Here is a 26,030-nt window from a genome sequence, read left to right as displayed (position 1 = left end):
TGGGGCGGCTCAAGACTGTGTTCACTCTCCTCCGAGCTTCTTGTTGTTGATGTGCCTGTCCTTGTCCCGTGCGGTCTTTTTCTCGATGTTGCGGCGCAGTTCCTCGGTGAGGTCGATGCCTGTCTGGTTGGCTATGCAGAGCAGCACCCACAACACATCGGCCATTTCGTCGCCAAGGCTGTCTTTATCACCGGGCTTGAAGCTCTGGTCGCCATAGCGACGGGCCATTATGCGCGCCATCTCGCCTACCTCCTCGGTGAGGACGGCCATGTTGGTGAGTTCGCTGAAATAGCGCACGCCGTATGCCTTGATCCATTGGTCTACAAGGCGCTGCGCCTCGCTGATGGTGATGGCTGTACTTTTTTCCACGGATGGATGAGGTTTCGCTGCCATGCTGTCTTCTTCTTTCATTGCTTTATGTTGTCTTTCAATGAATATATGCTTTATGCCGTTGTTTTCCATTGCCTTTGTCGGAGTGGGGCGGGACTTTACTCCGGATTTTTAGAGTCCATGCAGATTGTCACGGGGCCATCGTTGAGCAGTTCCACCTTCATGTCTGCTCCAAACTCACCCGTGCCCACGGGGCATCCTGTGGCTTCGCCCAGCAGCGTGCAGAACTCTTTGTACAGCGGTATGGCGGTCTCGTGGCCTGCGGCCCGTATCCATGACGGGCGGTTACCCTTTTTATACGACGCCATGAGTGTAAACTGACTTATCACCAGCGCCTCTCCGCCGATGTCTGTTATCGGGCGGTTCATCACGCCGTTGTCGTCTTCGAAAATCCGCAGGGAGGCTGTTTTTCTGGCCAGCCACGCCGCGTCTTCGCTTGTGTCTTCGGCACATACGCCGAGCAGTATGAGAAAGCCCCGGCCTATTGCCGATTTTACTTTCCCGTCTATGCTCACAGATGCGTGCGCCACGCGTTGTATCACTATTCTCATCCTTATTATATCGCTTGTTTCAACTATTCGTTGTATCAATATGCAAACTTACATATTTTTTCAGACATAGCGTAATATTTTTGGCCTATAAAGCCATAAATGTGGTTAATCTTTATTTCCGGAATACTATTTCTCACGGGCTGAGACACATGTTGGTGATCTGTATTTATCCATTCAATGATAACGGCATTTTGATGAGTGCCGGTCCGCATCGTTAGTGTTCCGTACACGCTCATTTCCCGCCATGTAAGTTCGCATGTTTCCATGTGTCGTTTTGGGTGTTTGTTGCCGGATTTATATATATTTTTCGCTGTATGAATATTTTTTATTGCCGGTTGATGGCGTTCTCTTGATTTGTAGAATATAGTTTGTGAACTATTTTTACAAAACATGCTTTATATTTCGCCAGTTTCAAAATTAAAAACCGCCTGCCGAAAATACTCGAGTTTTGGATGGTTTTGCACAAATATCTGTGTGTCAGGGTGATACGCTGGACATACCTGCCTCGACTGCAAATACAACCTTGCCTGTACTCCCGATTTTTTCCGTTTAGCGTCCCGTTGGTTCGCGTTTAGCGTCTAAATGGAGTGCAACGGGATGCTAAACGCAACGCGATTGGCAACCGAACGCACTCCGACGGGCATCCCGTTGCAGAATATCGGAAGGATTTTTGAGTTTGAAATGAAAGCATATCGCTTTGCGTATCGTGATTGGTATCGTACTGATTTTCTATTTCGTGAAAAAGCAAAACGCTTTTTTTATGATAATTATATTACAGATCCGGGAATGTTTTTACGGTTTTGGGTTACCGCTCGGGCATGTAAGCGGTTGGTTGGCTTGGTGGGTAAGTAGCACCGGCGGGTATCGGCGGTGCTACTTGCTATTGTGTTTTCATCATTAAAGAATAATGCTTTGCTGTTTTGAAAGAGTTTTTTGTATTCGGTCATTTATTGAAATACTCGTATATGAGTTTCGCTTTTGCCGTTCCCACGATGGAAGATAGAGTCTTTTCGTCTGCCGATTTTATCTGCTTCACGCTTTTCAGTTCTTTAAGCAGGGTCTCTTTGGTCTTCGGGCCGATGCCTTTGATGTCGTCAAGCTCGCTGTGCAGGGCGTGTTTTGATCGCTTGTCGCGATGGAAAGTGATGGCAAAGCGGTGTACCTCGTCCTGTATGTGAGTGAGCAGGCGGAACAGCTCGCTGTCTGTCTTCATGCCAACGGTGACGGGCGGAAAACCGTATAGCAGCTCGTTGGTGCGGTGTCGGTCGTTCTTGGCCAGTCCGGCGATGGGAATTTGTAGTCTCAGCTCGTCTTCGACTACCTGCCGCACCACCTCCATCTGTCCCCGGCCGCCGTCGGTTATGATGAGGTCGGGCAGGGGTGCGCCCTCTTCCAGCAGGCGGGTGTAACGCCGGCGCACCACCTCCTGCATGGATGCGTAATCATCGGGGCCGCTGGCGGTCTTTATGTTGTACTTGCGGTAGTCGCGTTTGCTCGGCCGCATTTTTTTGAATACCACGCAGGCGGCCACGGCATCGGTTCCGCTGATGTTCGAATTGTCGAAACACTCTATCTGATAGGGCATTTTGGGCAGTTTCAGGCAGTCTTGTATCTCTTTCATGAGACGCACCGATTTCTGTTCGGGATTTAGCTTTTCGGCCTGTTTCAGGCGGTCGAAACGGTACTGGCGGCAGTTCATCTGCGACAGGTCGAGCAGCGTCTTGCGATCGCCACGCTGCGGAACGGTGAGTGTCACCCCGTCGAGCGGCAGGTCGATAGCCATGGGCAATACAATCTCGCGCGAAGTGCTCTTGAACCGTTCGCGCATCTCCACGATGCCCAGTGCGAGCAGTTCCTGGTCGCTTTCATCGAGCCGTTTGCGGTATTCGAATGTGAACGACTGGTTGATGTTTCCGGCCGTTACGTGGATATAGTTGATGAAGGCAGTCTTTTCGTCGCTTGTGATCGAGAAAACGTCCACATTATCTATAACATGGCTCACCACCTCGCTCTTTGCGCAGAAACTCTCTATAAGAAGATACTTTTTCTTTATCTCCTCGGCTTCCTCAAAGCGAAGCTCTTCGGCGAGCTTCTCCATCTCCGCTCGCATGTCTCGTAGCACACCCCGTGTGTTTCCTTTGAGTATCTCTCTCGCACGGGCTATGTTTTTACGGTATTCATCGGCTGTCTGGCGACCTATGCACGGCCCCTCGCAGTTCTTGATGTGGTATTCGAGGCACACATCGTATTTGTTGTGTCTGACGCCATCTTCTGTCATGGGTATGCGGCATGTGCGCGGCCGGCAGAGCTTTTTTATCAGTTCGAGCACGGCATACATGGAGTTCAGGTTGGAGTAGGGGCCGTAAAACGTGCCCCACGACTTGTTGATGTTGCGGGTCTTGAATATGCGGGGAAAAGGCTCGTTGGTTACGCAAATGCTCGGATATGTCTTTCCGTCTTTTAGCAATACATTATAGCGGGGATTGTATTTTTTTATCAGACTGTTTTCGAGCAACAGCGCGTCTTCCTCTGTATTCACCACGGTATAGGATATGTCGTGTATCTTGCTGACAAGTACTTTTGTCTTGAAGCGGTCTACCTCTGTGTGGAAATAAGACGACACACGGTTTTTCAGGTTCTTGGCCTTGCCCACATAGATTATCGTTCCGTTCTCGTCGTAGTACTGGTAGCTGCCCGGCTTGCCCGGCATGCTGCTCACAATGGATTTCAGTCTGGCTAACCTTTGCTCGTTTTCTTCCTTTGTCATGTCCGTAACTCGTTTATATTAAGCACTTTTTGATATTAAAGTTTCACGTGAAACTTATAGTGCATGTACCTTGTCTTTATGTTGCGGCGCAATGCTGTATGCGCCTGTGTTAATAGTAAAGCGCAAAGGCGCAATGGGTATAAGATTTTGTTTTGTTTGTGGTTTCCCTGTAGTGGGCTTTCTGAAAATCTTTGTTCCTTTGCGTCTTTGCGCTTTGTCGCACGTTTGTTTTGCGGTAATGCTCTGTTCGCTGTGCGGGACGTGTGTCTTTACGCCGCTATGCTTATACGGTTACCAGTGTGGTCACTTCGGTCTCTTTGTCGAAGATAGCACGTCCGTTCAAGCCCTCATCGGTTATTTCTATAATGAAATTCACCATTATGTTTTTCGGGTTGAACTTGCGCACAAGGTTGTATGCGGCTTTCATTGTGCCTCCGGTAGCCAGCAAGTCGTCGTGTAGCAATACGACATCGTCTGCCGATATGGCGTCTTTGTGTATTTCTATCGTGTCGCGTCCGTATTCTTTGGTATAGCTTTCCTGGACCGTCTCGGCCGGAAGTTTGCCGGGTTTGCGGCATAATATTACTCCTGCGCCCAACCGTATGGCCAGGGCTGAGGCCAATACAAACCCGCGGCTCTCTATTCCCACAATCTTGGTGATGCCCTTGTCTTTGTAGATTTCATAAAGTTCATCGACCATAATGTTAAGACATTCGTTGCTTTTAAAAAGTGTCGTGACATCACGGAAGATTATTCCTTTCTGCGGAAAATCCGGAATGCAACGCAAGTTCTCCATTAATGTTTTGTTGTTCATACTCAATGAGTTGTAATTTTATGTTTAATTAATTTGTTTCACGTGAAACTTTGGTTTATATATCTCCTATTTTTTATGTGTATTTGCTTTTCCGCTCCGTTGCGGCCGCATTTCTTTTGTTGCCGTATATGGCATTTCGTGTTTTTATATGCGGTTTATGTTTTGCTGTGTTCAGTGTCCTGCCGCTTTCATACAGAGGTGTGTATGCATTGTTGGCGGGCGGCCTTGGTTTATTTCCGGGCTTTCTTTATCTTTTCGCCCTGTGTGGCCTTGGTATTTTGTCATCGTTTCATCAGCACGAGCATAACGTTTATGTCGCTCGGAGATACACCGGGTATCCGGCTTGCCTGGGCAAGGGTCTCGGGGTCGATGGCTTGCAGTTTTTGTCTGGCCTCGGTGGAGAGCTGCCGCATGTCAGAGTAGTTGAACCGTCCTTTTATCTTTATGTTTTCGAGTCTGTGCATCTTTTCGGCTACCATTCGCTCTCGTTCCACATAGCCTTTGTACTTTGTCCTTATCTCTACGGCTTCCGCTATTTCCTCCTTTCGGTTGGCGGGCGAGTCCAGTATTTCCTTAAACGACGGTATCAGGTCGGCAAGTATCCGGATGTTAAGTTGCGGACGGCTGATGAGATCCGTCAGTTTGCATCCTTCGCGGAGTGGGGTGGTGCCGAGGTTTTCAAGCGCTGGGTTTATGTCTTGCGCTCTTACAGGAGTGTTTTTGCAGAAATTCTCAATCCTCTCTATGTTTTCCTGTTTTTCTTTCCACCAGTCGTAACGGTCTCTTCTTGCCAGTCCGAGGCTGTATGCGCGTTCGGTCAGTCGTGCGTCGGCATCGTCCTGGCGCAGCAATATGCGGAACTCGGCCCTTGAAGTGAACATGCGGTAGGGCTCGTCCACGCCCTTGGTCACCAGGTCGTCGATAAGTACGCCTATGTAGCTCTCGTCTCGGTGCATCACGAACGGCTCGCCTCCGCTGCATGACAGGGCGGCATTCACTCCGGCCACGAGGCCTTGTCCGCCGGCTTCCTCGTATCCTGTGGTGCCGTTGACCTGTCCGGCGAAGAACAACCGTCGGATGATTTTCGATTCAAGAGAATGTTTCAGTTGGGTGGGGTCGAAGAAATCATACTCTATCGCATAACCGGGGCGGTATACTTTGACGTCGCGCAATGCCGGTATTTTTCGCAGGGCGGCTATCTGCACATCCATTGGCAAGGAGGATGAGAAGCCGTTAAGGTACATTTCGTTAGTGTTTTCGCCCTCCGGTTCGAGAAACAGCGGGTGCATGTCTTTGTCAGGGAAGGTCACGAGCTTGGTCTCGATTGATGGACAATAGCGTGGTCCGATGCTCTGTATCTGTCCGTTGTAGAGCGGGGAATCGGCCAGTCCGCCGCGCAGCGTGTCGTGGACATCGCGGTTGGTATAGCATGTCCAGCATGGCAGTTGTTTAAGAATACGGCCGGCTCCCATGAAGCTGAAGCCGTGATAGTCTGTCTCTCCATCCTGGATCTCCATGTCTTCGAAGTGTACCGAGCGTCGGTCGATACGTACCGGTGTGCCGGTTTTCATTCGTCCGGCCGTTATCCCATGTCTGGTGATGCTTTCTGTAAATCCGGTTACGGCTGGTTCGGCAATGCGTCCGCCGCATACCTTTCGCCGCCCGATGTGCATCAGTCCGTTGAGGAATGTGCCTGCCGTGACGATTACACTCCCGGCTCTCAGTTCGGCGCCCCATATCGTCCTTATGCCGACAGCCTGTCCGTTTTCAACGAGCAGCTCTTCGGCCTGGTCTTGCCAGATGTCAAGGTTGGCGGTGGCGTCGAGCGTGGCTCTCCATTGCCATATAAACTTCTCTCTGTCGCACTGGGCGCGTGGGCTCCATACTGCCGGTCCCTTGCTGCGGTTGAGCATACGGAACTGTATAGCCGTGGCGTCTGTCACGAGTCCCATTTGTCCTCCGAGCGCGTCTATCTCCCTGACGATTTGCCCCTTGGCTATACCTCCCACCGCAGGGTTGCAGCTCATCTGGGCAATCTTGTTCATGTCCATCGTCACGAGGCATGTCCTGGCGCCCATGTTGGCCGCCGCCGCCGCCGCCTCGCATCCTGCGTGGCCGCCGCCGATTACCAATACGTCGTAATTCATTTTCATAATTAACCGCAAAATTACGCATAAAAATTGATTTTTACTTTAAAAACTTTGATTTATCATTAATTTATTGTAATTTTGCCACCTAATATTAATGAGGTGAAAGACTGCGTATCGTCACGCTCAAAGCCCGGATATTACATGGTGAAAGTCATAAAATTTCATGATGTGAATGTGAGGTTGCGTGATGAAAATACCGGTATCGGGTGATGCCAACCTGTTTGTTCTCGGGTGATTGCCTGGCAGTCAGGTGGTTATGTGGTTATGTGGACGGGTGTGGGCTGTTCCGAGGCCGCTTTGCGGCATGGCGGTTGCTTTCGTTTGGGGCCGTGCTTGCACGCCCTCCGGCTTCTGATAATTTTAATTCTAACTTTTAAATAATTTAATTTCAATCATTTATGTGGTTATTTAATTCATCTATTGGTCGAAAGGTTGTGATGTCCGTCACCGGCGTCGCGCTCATTCTGTTCCTGACGTTCCACATGTCCATGAACATTGTCGCGCTCTTCTCGGGTGATGCTTACAACATGATTTGCGAGTTTCTCGGTGCCAACTGGTATGCGGTAGTCGCAACGTTGGGTCTGGCTGCGCTGGCAGTATCCCACATTGTTTACGCTTTTCTGCTCACCATGCAGAACCGTCGTGCCCGCGGTGCAGAGCGTTATGCCGTCACGGCGCGTCCCGCAAAGGTGGAGTGGGCGTCTCAGAACATGCTTGTGCTGGGAATAATCATCGTTCTCGGCTTGCTGCTTCATTTGTTCAACTTCTGGTATAACATGATGTTTGCCGAGTTGTTCCACATCGCCGACCCGCTCGGAAATCCCGCGGACGGCTATGGCTACATCAAGGAGACGTTCGCAAATCCTGTGTATGTCGTTCTCTATGTCGTATGGCTGGTTGCCATCTGGTTCCACCTGTCACACGGTTTTTGGAGTGCCATGCACACATTGGGATGGAACGGCAAGGTATGGTTCTGCCGTTGGAAGGTGATCGGTATCGCTTACTCCACGCTGCTCATCCTCGGTTTCCTCGTGGTTGTGTTGTACTTCGCCATCCGTCCGTGTCTCGGATGCTGCGCCTGATAATCCAATCATGTTCAAAATAAATTCATTTTAAGAAAAGAATATTATGGCAAAGACATTAAATTCCAGAATACCGGAAGGCCCCGTGGCCGAGAAATGGACCAACTATAAAGCCCATCAGCGTCTCGTAAACCCGAAGAACAAGCTCAAACTCGACGTTATCGTCGTTGGTACGGGTCTTGCGGGAGCGTCCGCCGCCGCCTCTCTTGGCGAGATGGGTTTCAACGTTTATAACTTCTGCATACAGGATTCTCCCCGCCGCGCGCACTCTATCGCCGCTCAGGGAGGTATCAACGCCGCCAAGAACTATCAGAACGACGGCGACTCTGTATACCGTTTGTTCTATGATACCGTCAAAGGCGGTGACTACCGTGCCCGCGAGGCAAACGTATACCGCCTTGCCGAGGTGTCGAACGACATCATCGATCAGTGCGTGGCACAGGGAGTTCCCTTTGCCCGTGAGTACGGCGGAATGCTCGCCAACCGTTCGTTCGGCGGCGCGCAGGTGTCTCGTACGTTCTATGCAAAGGGCCAGACGGGCCAGCAGCTCCTTCTCGGCGCATACTCATCGCTGAGCGCACAGATAAAGGCTGGCAAGGTAAAGCTTTTCGCTCGCTATGAGATGGAAGATCTCGTGATAGTGGACGGCCGCGCCCGTGGTATCATCGCGAAGAACCTCGTGACAGGACAGCTTGAGCGTTTCAGTGCCAACGCAGTGGTAATAGCCACCGGCGGATACGGCAACGCATACTTCCTGTCTACCAATGCCATGGGCTGCAACTGCTCTGCGGCGATGGCTTGCTACCGGAAGGGAGCATATTTCGCAAACCCCTCTTACGTACAGATACACCCGACATGTATTCCGGTGCATGGCGACAAGCAGTCGAAGCTGACACTTATGTCTGAGTCTCTGCGTAACGACGGTCGTATTTGGGTACCCAAGAAACTTGAGGACGCAAAGAAATTGCAGTCCGGCGAAATCAAAGGCTCCGACATTCCCGAGGAAGATCGCGATTATTATTTGGAGCGTCGCTATCCCGCATTCGGCAATCTCGTGCCTCGTGACGTGGCCAGCCGTGCGGCCAAAGAGCGTTGCGACCACGGTTTCGGTGTCAACAACACCGGTCTTGCCGTGTTCCTCGACTTCTCCGAGTCAATCAACCGTCTCGGTATCGACCAGATCATGCAGCGCTATGGCAACCTCTTCGATATGTATGAGGAGATTACCGACGTCAATCCCGGAGAGCTTGCTAACGAGATTGACGGCGTGAAGTACTACAACCCGATGATGATATTCCCCGCCGTGCACTACACTATGGGCGGTATCTGGGTCGACTACGAGCTGATGACAACCATCCCCGGCCTCTTCGCTATCGGCGAGTGCAACTTCTCAGACCACGGAGCAAACCGCCTCGGAGCCTCTGCCCTCATGCAGGGACTGGCCGACGGATACTTCGTTCTGCCTTACACAATCCAGAACTATCTTGCCGATCAGGACATCTGGCCGCGTCTTTCGACAGACCTTCCCGAGTTTGCGGAGGCAGAAAAGGCTGTTGCCGCAGGCATAGACAAGCTCATGAACGTCAAGGGCAAGCGCTCGGTAGACTCCATCCACAAGGAGCTTGGCCACATCATGTGGGAGCACGTGGGCATGGGACGTACCAAAGCAGGACTCGAAGAGGGCCTGAGACTCATCAAAGATGTCCGCAAGGAGTTTGAGACCAACCTCTTCATCCCAGGCAGTAAGGAAGGCCTCAACATCGAGCTTGACAAGGCGATCCACCTGCGCGACTTCATCACCATGGGCGAGCTTATCGCCTACGACGCACTGCACCGTGAGGAAAGCTGCGGAGGTCACTTCCGTGAGGAACATCAGACGGAGGAAGGCGAGGCAAAGCGCGACGACGCAAACTTCTTCTATGTCGGTTGCTGGGAGTATCAGGGAAGCGACGATAAGGCTCCCGAACTAATCAAAGAGCCGCTCGAATATGAAGCAATAAAGGTACAAACACGTAATTATAAGAACTAAGTAATATGGCTAAGAATATAAGTTTCACACTGAAATATTGGAAGCAGAACGGTCCGAAAGACGAAGGCCGCTTCGATACACGCGAGATGAAGAACATCCCCGACGACACTTCGTTCCTCGAAATGCTCGACATCCTCAACGAAGAACTTATCAGCGAGGGCAGCGAACCATTCGTGTTTGACCACGACTGCCGCGAGGGTATCTGCGGCATGTGCTCGCTCTACATCAACGGACATCCTCACGGACCCGCCACGGGAGCGACGACCTGCCAGCTATACATGCGCCGTTTCAACGACGGTGACGTCATCACGGTGGAACCGTGGCGTTCGGCCGCATATCCCGTGATAAAGGACTGTATGGTAGACCGCTCGGCGTTCGACAAGATAATACAGGCCGGAGGCTACACAACCGTGCGCACCGGCCAGGCACAGGACGCCAATGCCATTCTCATTCCCAAGCAGAATGCCGACGAGGCCATGGACTGCGCCACATGTATCGGTTGCGGAGCGTGCGTTGCCGCTTGTAAGAACGGCTCTGCCATGCTTTTCGTCAGCTCCAAGGTGTCACAGCTCGCGCTCCTTCCCCAAGGCCGTCCTGAAGCCGCCAAGCGCGCCAAGGCCATGGTCATGAAGATGGAAGAGCTCGGTTTCGGTAACTGTACGAACACCCGTGCCTGTGAGGCCGAGTGCCCCAAGAACGAGTCTATCGCCAATATCGCCCGCCTGAACCGTGAGTTCATCAAGGCGAAACTGTCCGATTGATTTCTGTTTATATATTTATAAATAAGTTTCAGGGAGGGTCGTGACCAATGCCACGACCCTCTTTTTTGTCCGCTATGCTTATTGTTTTCGTATGTTTTGATTGTTGTTGCGGTATAAAAGACCGTTATACGCATCTTTCAGGCAAAGCCGTAAGCATCCTGTTCCTTTGTCCTTTCACATTATTCTGATTGCCGAATACATTTCCTTGCGTATCTTTCTTGGCCGAATAATGTTTTTAGTATTATCCTTTTATTTGCAAGATTCCAAATCAGGCTTATAGCATTGCGTATCGCATCCGTATCGTGTTATTTCTCCTGTTTCATCAAAAAAAATAAAGTGTTAAATTCGTGACTTTATTCGTACATACTGCCGCCTGTCCAGATAAGGATACGAATAAAACCGCATTATGCTTCCATTAAGCCTGCCGATGTATTAAGCCGTTATTCACCCGTGATTTATGCTTAAAGTTACAAAAACGTAAAAATAAGCACGTCCAAACAGTCTTATTTTTACGTTTTTGTCAAAATAAGGCCGTCTTGCCCTTATTTTCTTCCTTGTTTGTTTTGCGCTGTTCGTCTTTTATTCGTATTTTTGTTATCTGTCATTATAAGTGAAACCATCTTCATATAGCAATAAACATACATCATGAGGCGAAAGTGGGGCATACCTTTTAAAGTGGCGGTCGGCTACGTGTTTTTAATCGTGCTGCTCGGCGTTGCCGTGTGGCTGATATTCCGGTACACCCGCACGGCAGTGCGTCTGTCGGAGGTGGAGCGGTCGGTTTCCGTGCGGTGGAATGCCGTCAACCGCCTTGTGAGCGGCATTTTCGAGGTTGACAATATGGAGCGTGCCGTGTGCATGGGCTATACCGACGTTACGGCCGATTACTCGCGTGCCGTCGATCGTGCGTTGGCCTGTGCCGACAGTGTGGCCGCCCTGCTTGGCGAGCCTGGACAGAAAGCCCGTGTGGATACGTTGAAGATGCTCCTTGCCGGCAAGCGCGACAACACGCTGAGACTGGCGTCGATGCTGAGCGACAACCGCCGTGCCCGCCTTTACGAACAGACCGTCGAGCGGTTGCGCAGCGGCCGCGACTCGGTTGTGGTCAGTTCGCACGATTCCGCCGCCGTCGGCGAGAAGCAGGTGACTTATGTCGTCGAGAAGACCGGCCGCACGTTTTTCGACCGTCTGGCCGACGCTTTCCGCCGTTCGCGTTCCGATACCACAGCCGTCCGTGTGGATACCGTCCGCAGCGAAGCCGACAGCGTCCGCCGGCGGATAAACGTGGGTAGCGACGTGGCGGACGTGCTTACCGATATCGGCCGTCGTGAGGAGCAGCGCAGGCGCCATCGACGCAGCCGTTACCGTGAGAGCGCCGAGGCTCTTCAAGCCGACGGGATGGAGCTTACCCTGCGCACCGAACAGATAATGACAGGCATAACGGCCGGTGAGCAGCGGTGGATTCAAAGTGAGGCGGCGCGTGATGCCGACCTGCGTGATGTCACGGTGATTAAAATCGGCGGCCTGGCCGTCGTCGCGCTCATTGCCGCCGTGATAATGTTGTTCCTCGTATGGCGCGACAACAACCGCGCGGCGCTCTACCGTCGCGGTCTCGAGCATGCCCGTCGGCATGCCGAGCAGTTGCTTTCGCAGCGCGAACGTCTTTTGCTTACTATCACACACGACATCAAGTCGCCTGTGGCCGCCATATCCGGGTTTGTCGAACTGCTCCGGCCGCATGTCGGCGATGGCAAGGCCAGCCGCTATCTGCATAATATCGACAGTTCTGCCCGTCATCTGCTGCGCCTTGTCGGGGCGCTGCTCGACTATCATCTTCTCGAACAGGGGCGCATTGAGGTGAGCGAGGTCAGTTTCTCCCCGTCGCGGCTGATGGCCGAGTGTACCGACAGCTTCCGTCCGAGGGCCGCTGAGAAAGGACTGTCTCTCGGCTATGAATATTCCGGCGGCGATGCCGTCCTATGCCGTGGCGATGCTTTCCGCATACGCCAGATTGCCGAAAACCTTATCGGCAATGCCCTGAAATATACCGACAGCGGCAGCGTTTCGGTGTCTGTATCGTTGCGAGATGAGACCCTTTGCATCGCCGTTTCCGACACTGGACAGGGCATGACCGAGGAGGAGAGCGGCCGCATATTCCGTGCTTTCACCCGTCTGCCAGGCGCACAAGGCATAGACGGGGTGGGGCTTGGTCTCTCCATTACCCGCGAGCTGGTGTCTTTGCTTGGAGGCGATATCACGCTCGACACCGCCCCGGGCAGCGGAAGCACGTTTACCGTCACTCTGCCCGTCGCCATTGCCGGTCAGGAGATAGTGGCGCCCGATGCCGGCAGCCAGCCTGCCGTGCACGGACAGAGAGCAAGCCATATTCCTGCTGGGACCGTGCAATCCGGCGATGGGGAAGGCCTGCCGCCCGCCGATGCCGGCAAATCATGCACCGACGGACCAGTCACGGCGGATAACTTACCTTGCGGCAGTCTGCGAATAGTGGTTATCGACGATGACCGGTTGCAGTTGCGGCTTGTCGGCGAGCTGCTTTCGTCATTGAATACCGGATCATGGCAAGTGGACATGTACACTCGTCCCGACGACCTTATGACCCGTCTCGACGGGCATGGAGCCGACCTTCTGCTCACGGATATAGAGATGCCGGCCATGAGCGGGTTCGACCTTGTGGCCAGTTTGGCCGGCCGTCGTGTGCCGGTGGTGGCCATGACGGCGCACGACGGCATTGCCGAGGCCGATTTCCTGAAAGCCGGTTTTGCCGCACGGCTGTCAAAGCCGGTCACTGTCGACGCTCTCGCCGATGTGATAAGCCGTGTCACAGGTGTTACGGTCGGTCATCAGTCGCCGTCGGTCAATCCCTTTGCCGCCCTCACGGCCTTTGCCGACGGAGATCCTGAGGCCGAGCGGTCAATACTGTGTGAGTTCAGGGAACAGACCGTAAGGAATATCGAAGCCATGCGTCGGGCGATGGCGACGTCAGATATTTCCGCCGCCGCATCCCTTGCGCATAAGCTCACTCCTGTGTATACCATGCTCTCGTCGCCTGTCGTTCCACGTCTTCGTGCCCTCTCTGCCGCCCGCAACGGAGATGTGCCTCTTGCCGTTTGCATGGAGCATTGCCGTGAGATTATCGCCGAAATGGAAAGGATTTTAAAGGTAAAAAAGTAAAAGGGTAAAAAGGTAAAAAAGCCGTGCGGGTAGGTCAGTAATTGTATTTTGCACTTCCATTATATACTTCTTATTCCTGTTTTTACATTGGTAAAATCTATCCGCACGGCTTTTTTACCTTTTTACCCTTTTACCTTTTTACCTTTAAAAGTTGCGTTATTCACACTAAAAAAATGTAATTTTGCACTATAAATGCCACATATACTCATTGTAGAAGACGACACGACCTTCGCCATGCTGCTCAAAACATGGCTTGGAAAGAAAGGTTACAAGGCAGACACGGCCGGTACCGTGGCTGCCGCTGCCCGTATGCTTTTTGCCGCCGACAGTGTGGACGTTGTGTTGTCTGACCTCCGTCTGCCCGACCATGACGGTCTCGAACTGCTCGGGCAGATGCGAAAGCGGGGATTGCGACAGCCGTTTATCGTGATGACGAGCTATGCCGAGGTGCAAAACGCCGTGCTGGCAATGAAGTCTGGAGCGAGCGACTATATAGCCAAACCCGTGCAGCCGGATATTCTTCTGCAAAAGATTGAAGACGCCATGGCTTCCGCCGCCGCTACAGACAGTGGTGCGTCAGTCGGACGGCCTGCCGCTTTGCCGGCGGATAAGCGCCACGGTGCTGCCGCTGACATGCCGGCTTCGTCGGTGCCTCAGTATCTTGATGGCACGAGCGAGGCATCGCGCCGGCTGTACGACTATGTTTCTCTCGTGGCCCCCACGCCTATGTCGGTGCTCATACTCGGTGCCAGCGGAACAGGTAAGGAGCATGTTGCCCGCCGGATACACAACGGCAGCCGCCGTTCGGCGGGGCCTTTCGTGGCGATAGACTGCGGAGCGGTGCCAAGGGATGTTGCCGCATCCGAGTTTTTCGGTCATGTGAAGGGGGCGTTCACCGGAGCCGTGACCGACAAGCGCGGTGCTTTTGTAGAGGCTTCTGGCGGCACGCTCTTTCTCGACGAGGTGGGAAACCTGAGCTACGACGTGCAGGTACAGTTGCTCCGGGCCATCCAGGAGCGTCGTGTGCGCCCAGTAGGCTCTGCCGCCGAGATCGAGGTAGACATCCGTCTGGTGTGTGCCACAAACGAGAATCTGTCCGAGGCCGTTGCCGCGGGCACGTTCCGTGAAGACCTGTATCACCGCATCAACGAGTTCACCATAGCCATGCCGGAACTGAAAGACCGTGGAGCGGACCTTCTTCTGTTTGCCGACCTGTTCATGAGGCAGGCCAATGAGGAACTTGACCGTAATGTGGAAGGGTTTGACGCATCGGCCTCCGAGAAGCTCACGCGCCATACATGGCCCGGAAACCTGCGTGAAATGAAAAACACCATCAAGCGTGCCGTGCTCCTTGCGCGCGGCAACAGGATAACGGCGGCCGACCTTGATATTGTCGTTCCCGTGACGGCAGCTAATGTGCGGCCGTTGCACGATGCCGGTTCGGAGCTTGAGCGGATAAAAGCCGCGCTGCAATATGCCGGCGGCAACAAGAGTCTCGCTGCCCGGCAGCTCGGGATAGACCGCAAGACGCTTTATAACAAGATGGATAAGTATGGTATGAACCGGTGATATGTTCTCGGGTTGTGGAGGCCGTTCCACAGCCGGTTGTGGAATTTTTCTACACTGTCCACACATGATTCCACACTTTCACATATTTCGAAAAAATCCCGGTTTTAATTTGTTTTCCACTGAAAATCAGAAGGTTATATTGTCTGTTCGTTTTTCTGGCACGCCTGTTGCACATCTATTGGTGTGAACATTAATTTTATTAACTAACAATAAAAATATAACGATTATGAAGAAGTTTTCAGTAATGGCTATCGCAGCCTTGGCATTAGTTTCAGTAAGTGGCGCTTTCGCAAGTCAGTCTCAGGTGAATGTAAATGATGTTGTAGCTTCCGACTCAACAGTAGTGACAGATACAGTGGCTCCGGCACAGCCCGCACCGACCGCCCAGCCGGCCGACACGACAGCAGTCGCAAATTGACAGTGAACGTTAGTATCACTAAATAAGTCTTTTTTGATTCATGACGAGAGAGTGGCGCCCATGTTTGGGTATGCGCTCTCTCTCTTTGTTTTGTAATGATAAAGTCACGGATTTAACACTTTGTTTCTCGTCAAGATAGAAAACGAATACGATACTCACCACTATATGCGATGCGATACGCCGACTTTCGCCGGATGGCGAAAAGCTGTTTTTTCCGCAACGGGACACCCGTTGGAGCGCGTTTGGTTGCTAATCGCGTCGCGTTCGGCATCCCGTTGGCTTGCGTTCAGCGTCTAAATGGAAGGCAACGGGACGCTGAATGGAAAAAATCGGAAGGGTATGTGTGGTAGGTTTGGTAGGGGATGTAGGTATGGTGGGTGTATTAAGCTGACGCGCAGGTGGTTGCGGAAAGCGGCCCATAATTCGCTTATTCCCGGTCTTTGTGCTTTTATTTTTAAACGGGCGAGATATGAAGAGCGTTTTGTATGATATTTTCTTAATATGTAAAAGAGGATTTTTGAGAGAGCAAATGGATGCTCTTTGTGAAGCCGGAGGATATTTTTTCATGGATCAGAGAGGTAAAGGGATTTATCGCCGGAAAGCCCGTTTACGGCTGGTACGATACTTTCTGGAACGGAAGGCAATCACACTCACGCACTTCATATTTCCAAACTCTTCACTGCCGAGCACGTTTGTTTACCGGATTTTCGCTAACTTTGCACTTTCTTATAAAACTATTATGAAACAATCATCCAACATTCGCCACGGCCATTATACCGCGTTGCTTAATCTCGGCGTGCCGATAATCATCGGACAGATAGGGACGATCGTTCTCAACTTTGCCGACACACTAATGATAGGACATCACAGCACGGTGGAACTGGCGGCGGCCAGTTTTATAAACACTCTGCTGGTGCTCGTCATTATTTTTGCCCTCGGTTTCTCATACGGTCTCACTCCGGTGGTAGGAAATCTTGTGGGGCGCGGTGAGACAGGCAAGATTGGAGGGGTGATGCGCACGGCGATGGCTGCCAACACCATGCTTGCCGCGCTCATGCTCGCTGTGGTGGCAGCTCTGTATGTCTGTCTCGACCGTCTCGGACAGCCCGAAGAGCTGATACCTTTGATGCGCCCGTATCTGCTTGTGAACATCATATCGCTGCCGTTTGTCTGCTGGCAGAACACTTTCAAGCAGTTTTACGACGCAATCGGCGATACCACCACGCCTATGTATGTGCTCATCGGAGGCAATGTGCTCAACATCTCGGGCAACTATATGCTTATATATGGCGCGTTAGGATTTCCCGAGATGGGACTGCTCGGCGCCGGAATATCTACGATGGCTTCGCGCATTATAATGTGTGCCGTCTTCGCCGTGTTGTTTTTCCGTGCCCGCCGCTACCGCATCTATGGCGACGGTTTCCGCCGTTCGGGTTTCGACGGCGCGGTGTTCCGCCGTCTCAACGCTCTCGGATGGCCCATAGCGTTGCAGATGGGCATGGAGACTGCCGCTTTCTCGCTGACTGCCATCTTCGTGGGGTGGATGGGCATGGTGTCTCTCGCCGCCCACCAGATCATGCTCACCGTATCTCAACTGTTCTTCATGGTATACTACGGTCTTGCCGCCGCCGTGTCGGTGCGTGTCAGTTATTTCCACGGGCAGGGTGACACGCCGGCCATCAGAGCCACCACGTCGGCCGGTTTCCGTATGATTTTGCTTGTGGCTTCGGTGGTGGCGGTTCCGATTTTTCTTCTGCGCGGCACGGTGAGCCTGTGGTTCAACGACAGTGCTGAAGTGTGCCTGCTGGTATCCCATACCATTATCCCGCTCATACTATATCAGTTTGGCGACGGTTTGCAGTGTACCTTTGCCAACGCCCTGCGCGGCATGTCGTGCGTGCGGCCGATGATGTATGCCGCCTTCTTCTCCTATTTCGTGGTCTCCCTGCCTCTCAGTTGGTGGCTCGGTATCCGTATGGGCTATGGTCTTGTGGGATTGTGGTACGCCTTTCCTGTGTGTCTCACCTGTGCGGGAGTGCTGTATTATTTGATATACCGCAGGGAAGTGCGCGGGATCGAGGGCTGATAATCCACTGTCCGCTCCTCGAAAAAATCATCATCCGCCTGTATTAATCATCCAAAAATCACTATCTTTGCAACCGGATAAAACATAAAAACATGCGAAAGGTAATAGGAATAGGCGAGACAGTGCTCGACATAATATTCAAGGACGGACAACCGGTGGGCGCCGTGCCTGGAGGTTCGGTGTTCAACGGTGTGATATCGCTCGGCCGTTCGGGTGTCAACGCCACGTTCATCAGCGAGACCGGAAACGACAGGGTGGGGCGGACGATAGTCGACTTCCTGAAAGACAACGGCGTGAACGCCGATAACATCAATATGTATCCCGACAGCAAATCGCCCATCTCGCTCGCGTTTCTCAACGAGAACAATGATGCCGAGTATGTATTTTACAAGGATCATCCGCACGACCAGCTCGATTTCGCATACCCCGACGTGCGGCGCGACGATGTTGTTATGTTCGGGTCGTACTATGCGGTCAATCCCGTGATACGTCCTCAGGTGGCCGGTTTTCTGGAATATGCCCGCGGCAGGGGAGCCATTCTCTATTACGATGTCAATTACCGTGCCTCCCACCGCAGCGAGGTGATGAAGCTGACACCCAATATCCTCGAAAATCTTGAATACGCGGATATAGTACGCGGCAGCAGCGAAGACTTCGAGGTGATGTTCCGCAAGACCGATCCCGATGTCATATACCGTAGCGAGATCTCTTTCTATACCCGGAAGTTCATATTCACCCAAGGCTCAAACCCGGTGCGGTTGCGGGCCGACGGCGGGTTCGCCAAGTCGTATCCGGTGACGAAAACGGAGACGGTGAGCACCATCGGCGCGGGCGACAACTTCAACGCAGGCTTCGTGTACGGGCTTATCCGCTACGGCATCACCCGCGACATGATAGAAGCCGGACTTACGGAAGAGCAGTGGGACAGTCTCGTGGGTTGTGCGCAGAAGTTCTCGGCCAACTGCTGCAAGAGCATCAACAACTCGATAGACAAGGATTTTGGCGAGGAGATGAGGAATGATTTAAGTCACTGTTGACCGTCTTTGCCGTGAGGTGTCCGCCGATCGGCGGTTGACAGATGGTACGGAACGAATTATAACAATAACGAAATGACAATGCGACAAATAACATCAAACATCCATTACGTGGGTGTGAACGACCGCAACAAGCACCTGTTTGAAGGCTTGTGGCCGTTGCCTGACGGAGTATCATACAACTCTTATCTTATCGCAGACGAAAAAGTCTGCCTTGTGGACACGGTGGAGGTCGACTTCTTCGTGCAGTATATACAGAACATCCGCGAGGTCATCGGAGACCGGCAGATAGACTATCTTGTTATAAACCACATGGAACCCGACCACAGCGGTTCCATATCGCTGATAAGGAAGTACTATCCCGAGGTGCGGATAATAGGCAACAAGAAGACGTTTGACATGATGGCGGGCTTCTATGGCATAGGCGACGGGTGTGTGGAGGTGAAGAACGGCGATACAATCAGTCTCGGCCGCACGACGCTCAGTTTCGTGATGACGCCTATGGTGCACTGGCCGGAGACGATGATGACGCTGGCTTGCGTGGAAGCCGGCCGCGGCCGCGGTTGCGGATGTGGCACCGGCGTGTCATTGCCCGACGACGGTTGTGCCACGGCCGGCAGCCCTTCGGCAACCGTTCTTTTCTCGGGTGATGCTTTCGGATGTTTCGGCGCGCTCAACGGCGGCATCATAGACTCGCGCATCGACTGCTCGCCTTTCTGGCTCGAGATGGTTCGTTACTATTCCAATATCGTCGGGAAATACGGCGTTCCGGTACAGAACGCTTTGAAAAAGCTTGCCGGAGTGAAGCTCGACTATATCTGTTCGACGCATGGTCCGGTGTGGCATGAGAATATAGACAAGGTCATCGGGATGTACGACGGCATGAGCCGGTATGCCACCGAGCCGGGTCTTGTGATATGCTACGGCACTATGTACGGCAACACCGAGCGTGCGGCAGAAGAGATTGCCCGTGCGGCGAGCGAGGCGGGAGTGCGCAAGATAGTGATGTACAACGTGTCAAAGACACACCATTCGTATATTATCCGCGATGTGTTCCGCTATCGTGGTCTCATAGTAGGCGCCCCGACATACAACACCGGGTTGTATCATGAGATGGAAGTGCTGCTCAGCGAGCTTGCCGGCAGAGACATCAAAGACCGTCTTATCGGCTGGTTCGGCAGTTATGCGTGGGCCAGCAAGGCTGTATCCAAGATTAAACAGTGGAACGATGACCATCTGCATTTCGACCATGTGGGTCCCGTTGTCGAGATAAGGCAGAGTCTCGACAGCACGACCGCCACCCAATGCCGTGAACTTGGACAGGCGATGGCAGAGGCTTTGGCTCTTAGAGATTAAGAAAGTATTTTTTAGAAGTCAAAGAAGTTAAAGGAAGTTATCGCCCGCAAGCTCGCTCCGAAGTTAAGGACAATAGCTTTAAGCTGTGATTTATTCTTGATAAGTGATAGGTAACACGAAACAAGAGTATTGTCCTTAACTTCGGAGCGAGCTTGCGGGCGATAACTTCCTTTAACTTCTTTGACTTCTGAGCGATACTCCTTTAACTCCTAGAATAAGACCTCTTCCACCGAGTTTGCCACTTTTATGACATCCCGCCAGTTTCCGCGGATGAACCCGCGTCGCTGCAAGTCGTCGAGCATTTCGATGAGCTTATCCCAAAATCCTTTTATGTTATACAGTATAACTGGTTTTGAATGGTATCCTATTGTGGCAGACGCGGCTATCGTGAATATCTCGTCGAGCGTGCCTATGCCGCCCGGCAGTGCTACGAACATGTCGCTTTGGGCAAACATCAGTTCTTTGCGGTCGCTCAGGTTGTCGCACGGTATGTGCACGTCGATATGGCGGCTGGTGCGTCCACGCTCCTCAACTTTCGACGGAACGACACCTATTGTCCTTCCGCCGTTCTCCCGTGCAGTGCGGCCGACACACTCCATCAGTCCCAGGTCGCATCCGCCAAACACTATCGTGTGTCCTCTTTCGGCCGCCCGGCGACCCAGTTCCTCCGTGGCGGTGAAGAAATCGGGGTCTATATCGCTGTTGGCCGAACAAAAAATACATATTTTCATAATGCCGCAAAGTTACGCTTTTATTTTCGTCCGGTGAAATGTCGGCATACTGTTTGTGAGCGTTTATTTTATGTCCGTATTAAAATAATTGCCGTTATAGGTGCGATAACCCGTTTATTTTCACTACCTTTGCGGCCGAAAAGCTGCATTTCGGCAAGGGTTGGTGAGCGGACGGGTGATTTTTTGTATTTTTCATGTCGCTCAATTTGCGTTATTTTTGCAGCTCGATGTTCCTGGCATACTGATTGTTTTTATTGTGTTTAGGGACGAATAACGATTTTATATAAGACATTTTAGATTGAAGACATTTGAAGAATTGGGCGTAAGCGAAGAGATTCGCCGCGCCATCACGGAGCTTGGTTTTGAGCATCCGATGCCCGTACAGGAAGAAGTAATCCCTTATTTGCTTGGTAACAAAAACGACGTTATAGCGCTCGCACAGACCGGAACGGGCAAGACAGCCGCGTTCGGAATACCTGTTTTGCAGCGTATCGACCCGCAAAATAGAGAAACGCAGGCACTTGTGCTCAGTCCTACGAGAGAGTTGTGCCTGCAAATAGCAGACGACCTTAAAGACTTTTCAAAATACATGCCGGGTATCAATATCGTGGCTGTATATGGGGGAGCGTCGATAGACACGCAGATTCGCGCCCTGCGCCATGGCGCCCAGATTATCGTAGCGACCCCGGGCCGGCTCATCGACCTGATGAACCGCGGCAAGGCGAAGCTCGACGCCGTTCGTAATGTAGTGCTTGATGAGGCCGACGAGATGCTCAACATGGGCTTTTCAGACAGTATCAACGCCATTTTCGAGGGCGTGCCCGAAGACCGCAATACCCTGCTTTTCTCGGCAACGATGAGCCGTGAGGTGGAGAAAATAGCAAAAAACTATCTGCACGACCATAAGGAGATTGTGGTTGGAAGCCGCAACGAGGGTGCAGAGAACGTCAACCACGTGTATTACATGGTCAATGCCAAGGATAAATACCTTGCGCTCAAGCGTGTTGTAGACTACTATCCCCGCATATTCGCCATCATCTTCTGCCGCACGAAGCGCGAGACGCAGGAGATAGCCGACAAGCTGATACACGACGGATACAACGCCGAGTCGTTGCATGGCGACCTCAGCCAGCAGCAGCGCGACCTTACGATGCAGAAGTTCCGCCAGCACATGACCCAGTTGCTCGTGGCTACCGACGTGGCGGCACGCGGTCTCGACGTGGACGACCTGAGCCACGTGATAAACTTCGGCATGCCCGGCGACACCGAGAGCTATACCCACCGCAGCGGACGTACAGGCCGTGCGGGCAAGAAAGGAACGTCTATATCTATCGTGCACAGCCGTGAGCGCAGCCGTATACGTGATGTGGAGAAGACCATCGGCAAGCAGTTTGTGGCCGGAGTGATGCCCACATCACAGGAGATATGCACCAAGCAGCTCTACAAGGTGATGGACGAGATTGTGAAGGTTGATGTCAACGAAGACGAGATAGCCCCCTTCATGGAAGAGATCAACCGCCACTTTGAGTATGTAGACAAGGAAGATGTGATAAAGAAGATTGTAAGCCGTGAGTTCGGCCGTTTCCTCGCATACTATGCCGACGCCCCCGAGATAGAGGCTGTGAAATCCGGCGGCAGGGATAAAAAATCCGGCAAGGGCGAAGGCCGTGGCACTCAGAGGGCGCAGGGCGGCAAGCGCCGCTCCGAGAGCGGTTACCGCCGTCTGTTCATCAACCTCGGCAAGGCCGACGGTTTCTATCCCGGCGAGGTGATGCAGTATGTCAACAGGCACGTGCAGGGACGCCAGGAGATAGGCCATATAGACCTGCTCAGCAAGTTCTCGTACATCGAAGTGCCCGAGTCCGACGCTAATAAGGTCATACGTGCGCTCGACGGTACACGATATAAAGGCCGCGAGGTGCGTTGCAACGATGCCGACGAGCGTGGCGGCCGTGGCGGTTCGCGTGGATCACGGGGCGATGCCCGAGGCGCGTGGGGCGACGAGCGTGGAGGCAGAAACGCTTCAGGAAGAGGCGGTAAGGCTGTTAATGACGCCGAGCCTTTCAAGAAAAAGAAAGGCGGCCGTGGCCGTGCCGATGTTGATGTGCGGCCCGAGAGCGGCAACACGAGCGACTGGCGCCAGTTCTTCCAGGGGCATGACGTGCAGCTGATAGGCGACGAACCCGATTTCAGCGAGGAAGGATGGGCACGCCGCAAGCCGAAAAACAAATGATGCGTGATGTTTATGAATACTCCAATGGCGTGTCATGATGTTTGTGATAGGTGTTTGAAACACATTACGTTCCCGATGAAGTGGCTTTTGGGATACTGTTGGGAACAGGTATTATGATGGTTAAAAAGAATTAAATAAAAAAGCGGCACATACTTCTGTGTCGCTTTTTTTCGTACCTTGCCTCCAATTAAACGTATGACTGTGAATATGCCGTTGATACATCGTGTCATGGTGCTGGCGGTTTCGTGCGCAGCCCTGTGCGGTTGCGCTGGCCCTAAGGAGGGGTCCATTCTGCCGCATGACGTGCGGCTGCGGCCTGGCGACGTGGTGTTCAGAAGCGGTCACGGCCTTACGAGCCGTGCCGTGATGCTGGCCGACAACGGCGGCACCTATTCCCATGTCGGTATCGTGGCCGACTCGGCCGGCGTTCCGGTGATAGTGCATGCCGTGCCCGACGAGCCTGATTTTCCCGGCGATTCCGACCGTGTGAAGATGGAGCGGCCCGATAAGTTCTTCTCGTCGGTCAATGCCGGGGCGGGTCGTGTGATGCGGATTGCCGACAGTGGCGTTGCGGCGAGAGCCTCGCGGGTGGCGGTCGCGGTGTACATGCGAGGCACCGGGTTCGACCATGACTACGATGAGTCCGACACCGTGAGGATGTATTGTTGCGAACTGGTGGAGCACGCCTATTCCGAGGCGGGAATGCCGCTTACCGGCGGGCGTCGCCACAGTGTAGACCTGCCCGGCCTGCGGTACAGGAACGTGATATATCCGTCTGATTTCATCCGCTCTCCCGCACTCAGGACGGTAAGTGAGTTTTAATCCGTCTCATACCGTATGAAGACCGGATGAGAGCCGGACTGGCGCAAGACAGCTGCCGGATACAGGCGGCGGATATGGAACATGATCAAAATAGCTGACCGATATATGGCTGACCGATGACAATAACATTTATAACCCAAAAACAATTAACGGCAATGAAAAAACTATTAGGTATCTTATCACTTCTTACAGTGATGTTTGTAATGGCGGCGTGCAGTGGCGGAAACACCCCGGGCGGTGTGGCGGAGAAAGCCGTGAAGTGCATGAAAGACAAAGACTACAAAGGCTATGTGGACCTTGTGAACATAACGGAAAAGGGCGAGCATTCCGAAGCCGAAATGCGAAGTGAGCTTACCGTGTTGCTTTCTGAAAAGGCTTCGAAGAATATCGAGAAAGACGGTGAGATAGAATCGTATAAAATTCTCTCCGAAGAGATCTCCGAAGACGGCACCCATGCCGTGGTGAAGATGCAGATTACTTACAGTAAAGGAAATACGGACACCGAGGAGATAACGCTCGTCAAGACCGAAGCCGGCGACTGGATGCTCGATATGGGCAAGTAAGAAAGCGTACTGGCGTATCGCTGCTGTATATATACGGTATTTGTTTTGCCTCCTTTTCTCCCGTGTCATGCGGGCGGAAAGGAGGCAAAGTCTTTTTATGTAAACTTTTTCTGTTTTTATTTTGTCGGTAATCGGAGTGCGAATATATTGTTGATGGGGTATGTTCGTATCGTTTGTCAGGTGTGGTATATCGTCAACCGGCGTTTAATCATATCGTTAATTAAAAGTAAAGATTTTGTCTTTGATGTCTGTTCTTTTGTGAGACGGTAAATAATAGTTATCTTTGCAGGCAGAAAACTTTAAGCATTTTTTAGTTTTATGAATATAAAGCGAATGATGTTTTCCGTGGCCGCAGTGCTGCTCGGAGTCTGTATTGATGCCGGTATGTGCCTGGCGCAGAAGCCGGTCGGCCGCAAGGCGGGCAACATAGGTGTGGGAATAAACCGCCACACGTCCGACTCCATGCTTCACAGCAAAGCCAATATAGGTCTTTTTGCAAACACAGACACGCTGCGAGGGGCACAGCTGGGGGTGTTCACGGCCGTAGCCCGTCGTGAGACCCGTGGTGTGAACATCGGCGGTCTTGCCGCCATGAGCCACGCACGTATGTACGGTGTGCAGATAGCCGGAGCGATGAACAGTGCCAAGACCATGCGCGGCGTGCAGCTCAGCGGTGTCAGCAATGTTGCAGGCGAGGCCAACGGCGTACAGGCGGCACTGCTCACAAACTCATGTACCGCCCCGTTCCGTGGCGTGCAGATAAGCGGAGTGACGAATATTGCAATGGGAGTGAAGCGCGGCGTGCAGATAGCCGCCGCCACAAACGTGTGCTCTTCGTATATGCGAGGCATTCAGGTGGCGGCGTACAACTATGCCGACACGCTCAACGGGTCGCAGCTCGGCGTGGTAAACGTGTGCGTGAGCCATCCCCGAGGCGTGCAGGTGGGCATCATCAATTACAGCCGCGACACCCTGGCCCATAAGATAGGGCTGGTGAACATCAACCCCAAGACACGCATAGACCTGCTTGCCTACGGCGGCTCGTCGACCAAGACGAACGTAGCACTGAGGTTCCGGAACCGCAGCACATACAGTATGATAGGCTTCGGCACGCACTACATGGGGCTTGACGAGAAGTTCTCGGGAGCCGTCTTCTACCGTATAGGCCAGTATTTCCGGCTCGCCAGGGCGCTCACAGTCAGCGGCGACATGGGGTATTATCACGTGGAGACTTTTGAGGAGCACTCGGCCGACAAGCCGGCGCGCCTCTACTCGTTGCAGGCCAGGATGAACCTCGACCTGCAAATCAACCGCACGATAGGTGCTTTCGTGTCTGTAGGGTATGGCGACACGAGGTATTACCGCCACTCGCGGCGATACAGAGACCGCGCCATATTCGAGGCCGGGTTGTCGTTCGGTTACAGCAACAGGTCGAAGTGATGTTATAGCTGGGATCAATCATTGTGATTAAAGGATTGCGGA

General features: G+C 52.6%; 20 protein-coding genes. 14 read left to right on the top strand and 6 right to left on the bottom strand.

Annotation, left to right across the window (positions count from 1 at the left end; genetic code table 11):
• Positions 1-21: 21 nt before the first annotated feature.
• Both HPS53_RS03175 and dtd read right to left on the bottom strand, forming a co-directional pair.
• Positions 22-351, bottom strand: a complete 330-nt coding sequence (locus HPS53_RS03175; RefSeq protein WP_172204453.1) for a nucleotide pyrophosphohydrolase — start codon at positions 349-351, stop codon at positions 22-24.
• Between the two features lie 137 nt (positions 352-488).
• The gene (dtd, locus tag HPS53_RS03170; RefSeq protein WP_104369238.1) at positions 489-941 is read right to left on the bottom strand and encodes a D-aminoacyl-tRNA deacylase; all 453 of its coding nucleotides are present in this window, start codon (positions 939-941) and stop codon (positions 489-491) included.
• A gap of 615 nt (positions 942-1,556) precedes the next feature.
• On the opposite strand from dtd, the gene HPS53_RS03165 reads away from it, so the two are divergent.
• The gene (locus HPS53_RS03165; protein WP_146078669.1) at positions 1,557-1,793 is read left to right on the top strand and encodes a hypothetical protein; all 237 of its coding nucleotides are present in this window, start codon (positions 1,557-1,559) and stop codon (positions 1,791-1,793) included.
• A gap of 91 nt (positions 1,794-1,884) precedes the next feature.
• On the opposite strand, the gene uvrC is transcribed toward HPS53_RS03165, so the two are convergent.
• The 3 genes from uvrC to mnmG all read right to left on the bottom strand — a co-directional run bounded on the left by uvrC (position 1,885) and on the right by mnmG (position 6,675).
• The gene (gene uvrC, locus HPS53_RS03160) at positions 1,885-3,708 is read right to left on the bottom strand and encodes an excinuclease ABC subunit UvrC (protein ID WP_172204315.1); all 1,824 of its coding nucleotides are present in this window, start codon (positions 3,706-3,708) and stop codon (positions 1,885-1,887) included.
• A gap of 283 nt (positions 3,709-3,991) precedes the next feature.
• Positions 3,992-4,522, bottom strand: a complete 531-nt coding sequence (locus HPS53_RS03155; protein ID WP_172204313.1) for an adenine phosphoribosyltransferase — start codon at positions 4,520-4,522, stop codon at positions 3,992-3,994.
• A gap of 281 nt (positions 4,523-4,803) precedes the next feature.
• On the bottom strand, positions 4,804-6,675 hold the full coding sequence (gene mnmG, locus HPS53_RS03150) for a tRNA uridine-5-carboxymethylaminomethyl(34) synthesis enzyme MnmG (RefSeq protein ID WP_172204311.1): 1,872 nt from the start codon (positions 6,673-6,675) through the stop codon (positions 4,804-4,806).
• Between the two features lie 395 nt (positions 6,676-7,070).
• On the opposite strand from mnmG, the gene HPS53_RS03145 reads away from it, so the two are divergent.
• The 9 genes from HPS53_RS03145 to HPS53_RS03105 all read left to right on the top strand — a co-directional run bounded on the left by HPS53_RS03145 (position 7,071) and on the right by HPS53_RS03105 (position 20,199).
• On the top strand, positions 7,071-7,754 hold the full coding sequence (locus HPS53_RS03145; RefSeq protein ID WP_104369233.1) for a succinate dehydrogenase/fumarate reductase cytochrome b subunit: 684 nt from the start codon (positions 7,071-7,073) through the stop codon (positions 7,752-7,754).
• 46 nt (positions 7,755-7,800) lie between these two features.
• Entirely contained in the window at positions 7,801-9,783 is a 1,983-nt protein-coding gene (locus HPS53_RS03140) for a fumarate reductase/succinate dehydrogenase flavoprotein subunit (RefSeq protein ID WP_104369234.1), read from the top strand.
• 5 nt (positions 9,784-9,788) lie between these two features.
• Positions 9,789-10,544, top strand: a complete 756-nt coding sequence (locus tag HPS53_RS03135) for a succinate dehydrogenase/fumarate reductase iron-sulfur subunit (RefSeq protein ID WP_172204309.1) — start codon at positions 9,789-9,791, stop codon at positions 10,542-10,544.
• A 645-nt stretch (positions 10,545-11,189) separates the two neighbouring features.
• Positions 11,190-13,736 (top strand): ATP-binding protein, encoded by a 2,547-nt coding sequence (locus tag HPS53_RS03130; protein WP_172204307.1) that lies wholly within the window; start codon positions 11,190-11,192, stop codon positions 13,734-13,736.
• A gap of 192 nt (positions 13,737-13,928) precedes the next feature.
• Positions 13,929-15,305, top strand: a complete 1,377-nt coding sequence (locus tag HPS53_RS03125) for a sigma-54 dependent transcriptional regulator (RefSeq protein WP_172204305.1) — start codon at positions 13,929-13,931, stop codon at positions 15,303-15,305.
• A 226-nt stretch (positions 15,306-15,531) separates the two neighbouring features.
• The gene (locus tag HPS53_RS03120; RefSeq protein WP_104368229.1) at positions 15,532-15,723 is read left to right on the top strand and encodes a hypothetical protein; all 192 of its coding nucleotides are present in this window, start codon (positions 15,532-15,534) and stop codon (positions 15,721-15,723) included.
• A gap of 739 nt (positions 15,724-16,462) precedes the next feature.
• Positions 16,463-17,809: an MATE family efflux transporter gene (locus HPS53_RS03115; protein WP_172204303.1), complete on the top strand. Its 1,347-nt coding sequence runs from the start codon at positions 16,463-16,465 to the stop codon at positions 17,807-17,809.
• Between the two features lie 92 nt (positions 17,810-17,901).
• A complete protein-coding gene (locus HPS53_RS03110) occupies positions 17,902-18,846 on the top strand; it encodes a carbohydrate kinase (protein WP_172204301.1) in 945 nt (314 codons plus the stop codon).
• 78 nt (positions 18,847-18,924) lie between these two features.
• A complete protein-coding gene (locus HPS53_RS03105; protein ID WP_172204451.1) occupies positions 18,925-20,199 on the top strand; it encodes an FprA family A-type flavoprotein in 1,275 nt (424 codons plus the stop codon).
• Positions 20,200-20,408: 209 nt separating this feature from the next.
• Here HPS53_RS03105 and HPS53_RS03100 read toward each other — a convergent pair whose 3' ends face one another.
• The gene (locus HPS53_RS03100) at positions 20,409-20,930 is read right to left on the bottom strand and encodes a TIGR00730 family Rossman fold protein (RefSeq protein WP_172204299.1); all 522 of its coding nucleotides are present in this window, start codon (positions 20,928-20,930) and stop codon (positions 20,409-20,411) included.
• A 298-nt stretch (positions 20,931-21,228) separates the two neighbouring features.
• Between HPS53_RS03100 and HPS53_RS03095 the strand changes: the two genes are divergently transcribed.
• The 4 genes from HPS53_RS03095 to HPS53_RS03080 all read left to right on the top strand — a co-directional run bounded on the left by HPS53_RS03095 (position 21,229) and on the right by HPS53_RS03080 (position 25,988).
• The gene (locus HPS53_RS03095; protein ID WP_104368267.1) at positions 21,229-23,163 is read left to right on the top strand and encodes a DEAD/DEAH box helicase; all 1,935 of its coding nucleotides are present in this window, start codon (positions 21,229-21,231) and stop codon (positions 23,161-23,163) included.
• A 195-nt stretch (positions 23,164-23,358) separates the two neighbouring features.
• A complete protein-coding gene (locus tag HPS53_RS03090) occupies positions 23,359-23,985 on the top strand; it encodes a YiiX/YebB-like N1pC/P60 family cysteine hydrolase (RefSeq protein WP_172204297.1) in 627 nt (208 codons plus the stop codon).
• A gap of 155 nt (positions 23,986-24,140) precedes the next feature.
• A complete protein-coding gene (locus tag HPS53_RS03085; RefSeq protein ID WP_172204295.1) occupies positions 24,141-24,548 on the top strand; it encodes a DUF4878 domain-containing protein in 408 nt (135 codons plus the stop codon).
• Between the two features lie 318 nt (positions 24,549-24,866).
• Positions 24,867-25,988: an LA_2272 family surface repeat-containing protein gene (locus tag HPS53_RS03080; RefSeq protein ID WP_172204293.1), complete on the top strand. Its 1,122-nt coding sequence runs from the start codon at positions 24,867-24,869 to the stop codon at positions 25,986-25,988.
• Positions 25,989-26,030 lie beyond the last annotated feature (42 nt).

Origin of the sequence: Prevotella sp. PTAC, assembly GCF_013166535.1 — a bacterium.
GTDB lineage: Bacteria > Bacteroidota > Bacteroidia > Bacteroidales > Bacteroidaceae > Prevotella.
This window is presented reverse-complemented; position numbering and strand designations above follow the sequence as displayed.

Coding starts and splice junctions, on each gene's coding strand:
- HPS53_RS03120 (WP_104368229.1), top strand. CDS start 15,532: ATGAAGAAGTTTTCAGTAATGGCTATCGCAGCCTTGGCATTAGTTTCA.
- uvrC (WP_172204315.1), bottom strand. CDS start 3,708: ATGACAAAGGAAGAAAACGAGCAAAGGTTAGCCAGACTGAAATCCATT.
- HPS53_RS03155 (WP_172204313.1), bottom strand. CDS start 4,522: ATGAACAACAAAACATTAATGGAGAACTTGCGTTGCATTCCGGATTTT.
- HPS53_RS03085 (WP_172204295.1), top strand. CDS start 24,141: ATGAAAAAACTATTAGGTATCTTATCACTTCTTACAGTGATGTTTGTA.
- HPS53_RS03090 (WP_172204297.1), top strand. CDS start 23,359: ATGACTGTGAATATGCCGTTGATACATCGTGTCATGGTGCTGGCGGTT.
- HPS53_RS03115 (WP_172204303.1), top strand. CDS start 16,463: ATGAAACAATCATCCAACATTCGCCACGGCCATTATACCGCGTTGCTT.
- HPS53_RS03130 (WP_172204307.1), top strand. CDS start 11,190: ATGAGGCGAAAGTGGGGCATACCTTTTAAAGTGGCGGTCGGCTACGTG.
- HPS53_RS03140 (WP_104369234.1), top strand. CDS start 7,801: ATGGCAAAGACATTAAATTCCAGAATACCGGAAGGCCCCGTGGCCGAG.
- mnmG (WP_172204311.1), bottom strand. CDS start 6,675: ATGAAAATGAATTACGACGTATTGGTAATCGGCGGCGGCCACGCAGGA.
- HPS53_RS03100 (WP_172204299.1), bottom strand. CDS start 20,930: ATGAAAATATGTATTTTTTGTTCGGCCAACAGCGATATAGACCCCGAT.
- HPS53_RS03145 (WP_104369233.1), top strand. CDS start 7,071: ATGTGGTTATTTAATTCATCTATTGGTCGAAAGGTTGTGATGTCCGTC.
- HPS53_RS03110 (WP_172204301.1), top strand. CDS start 17,902: ATGCGAAAGGTAATAGGAATAGGCGAGACAGTGCTCGACATAATATTC.
- HPS53_RS03080 (WP_172204293.1), top strand. CDS start 24,867: ATGAATATAAAGCGAATGATGTTTTCCGTGGCCGCAGTGCTGCTCGGA.
- HPS53_RS03105 (WP_172204451.1), top strand. CDS start 18,925: ATGCGACAAATAACATCAAACATCCATTACGTGGGTGTGAACGACCGC.
- HPS53_RS03135 (WP_172204309.1), top strand. CDS start 9,789: ATGGCTAAGAATATAAGTTTCACACTGAAATATTGGAAGCAGAACGGT.
- HPS53_RS03125 (WP_172204305.1), top strand. CDS start 13,929: ATGCCACATATACTCATTGTAGAAGACGACACGACCTTCGCCATGCTG.
- dtd (WP_104369238.1), bottom strand. CDS start 941: ATGAGAATAGTGATACAACGCGTGGCGCACGCATCTGTGAGCATAGAC.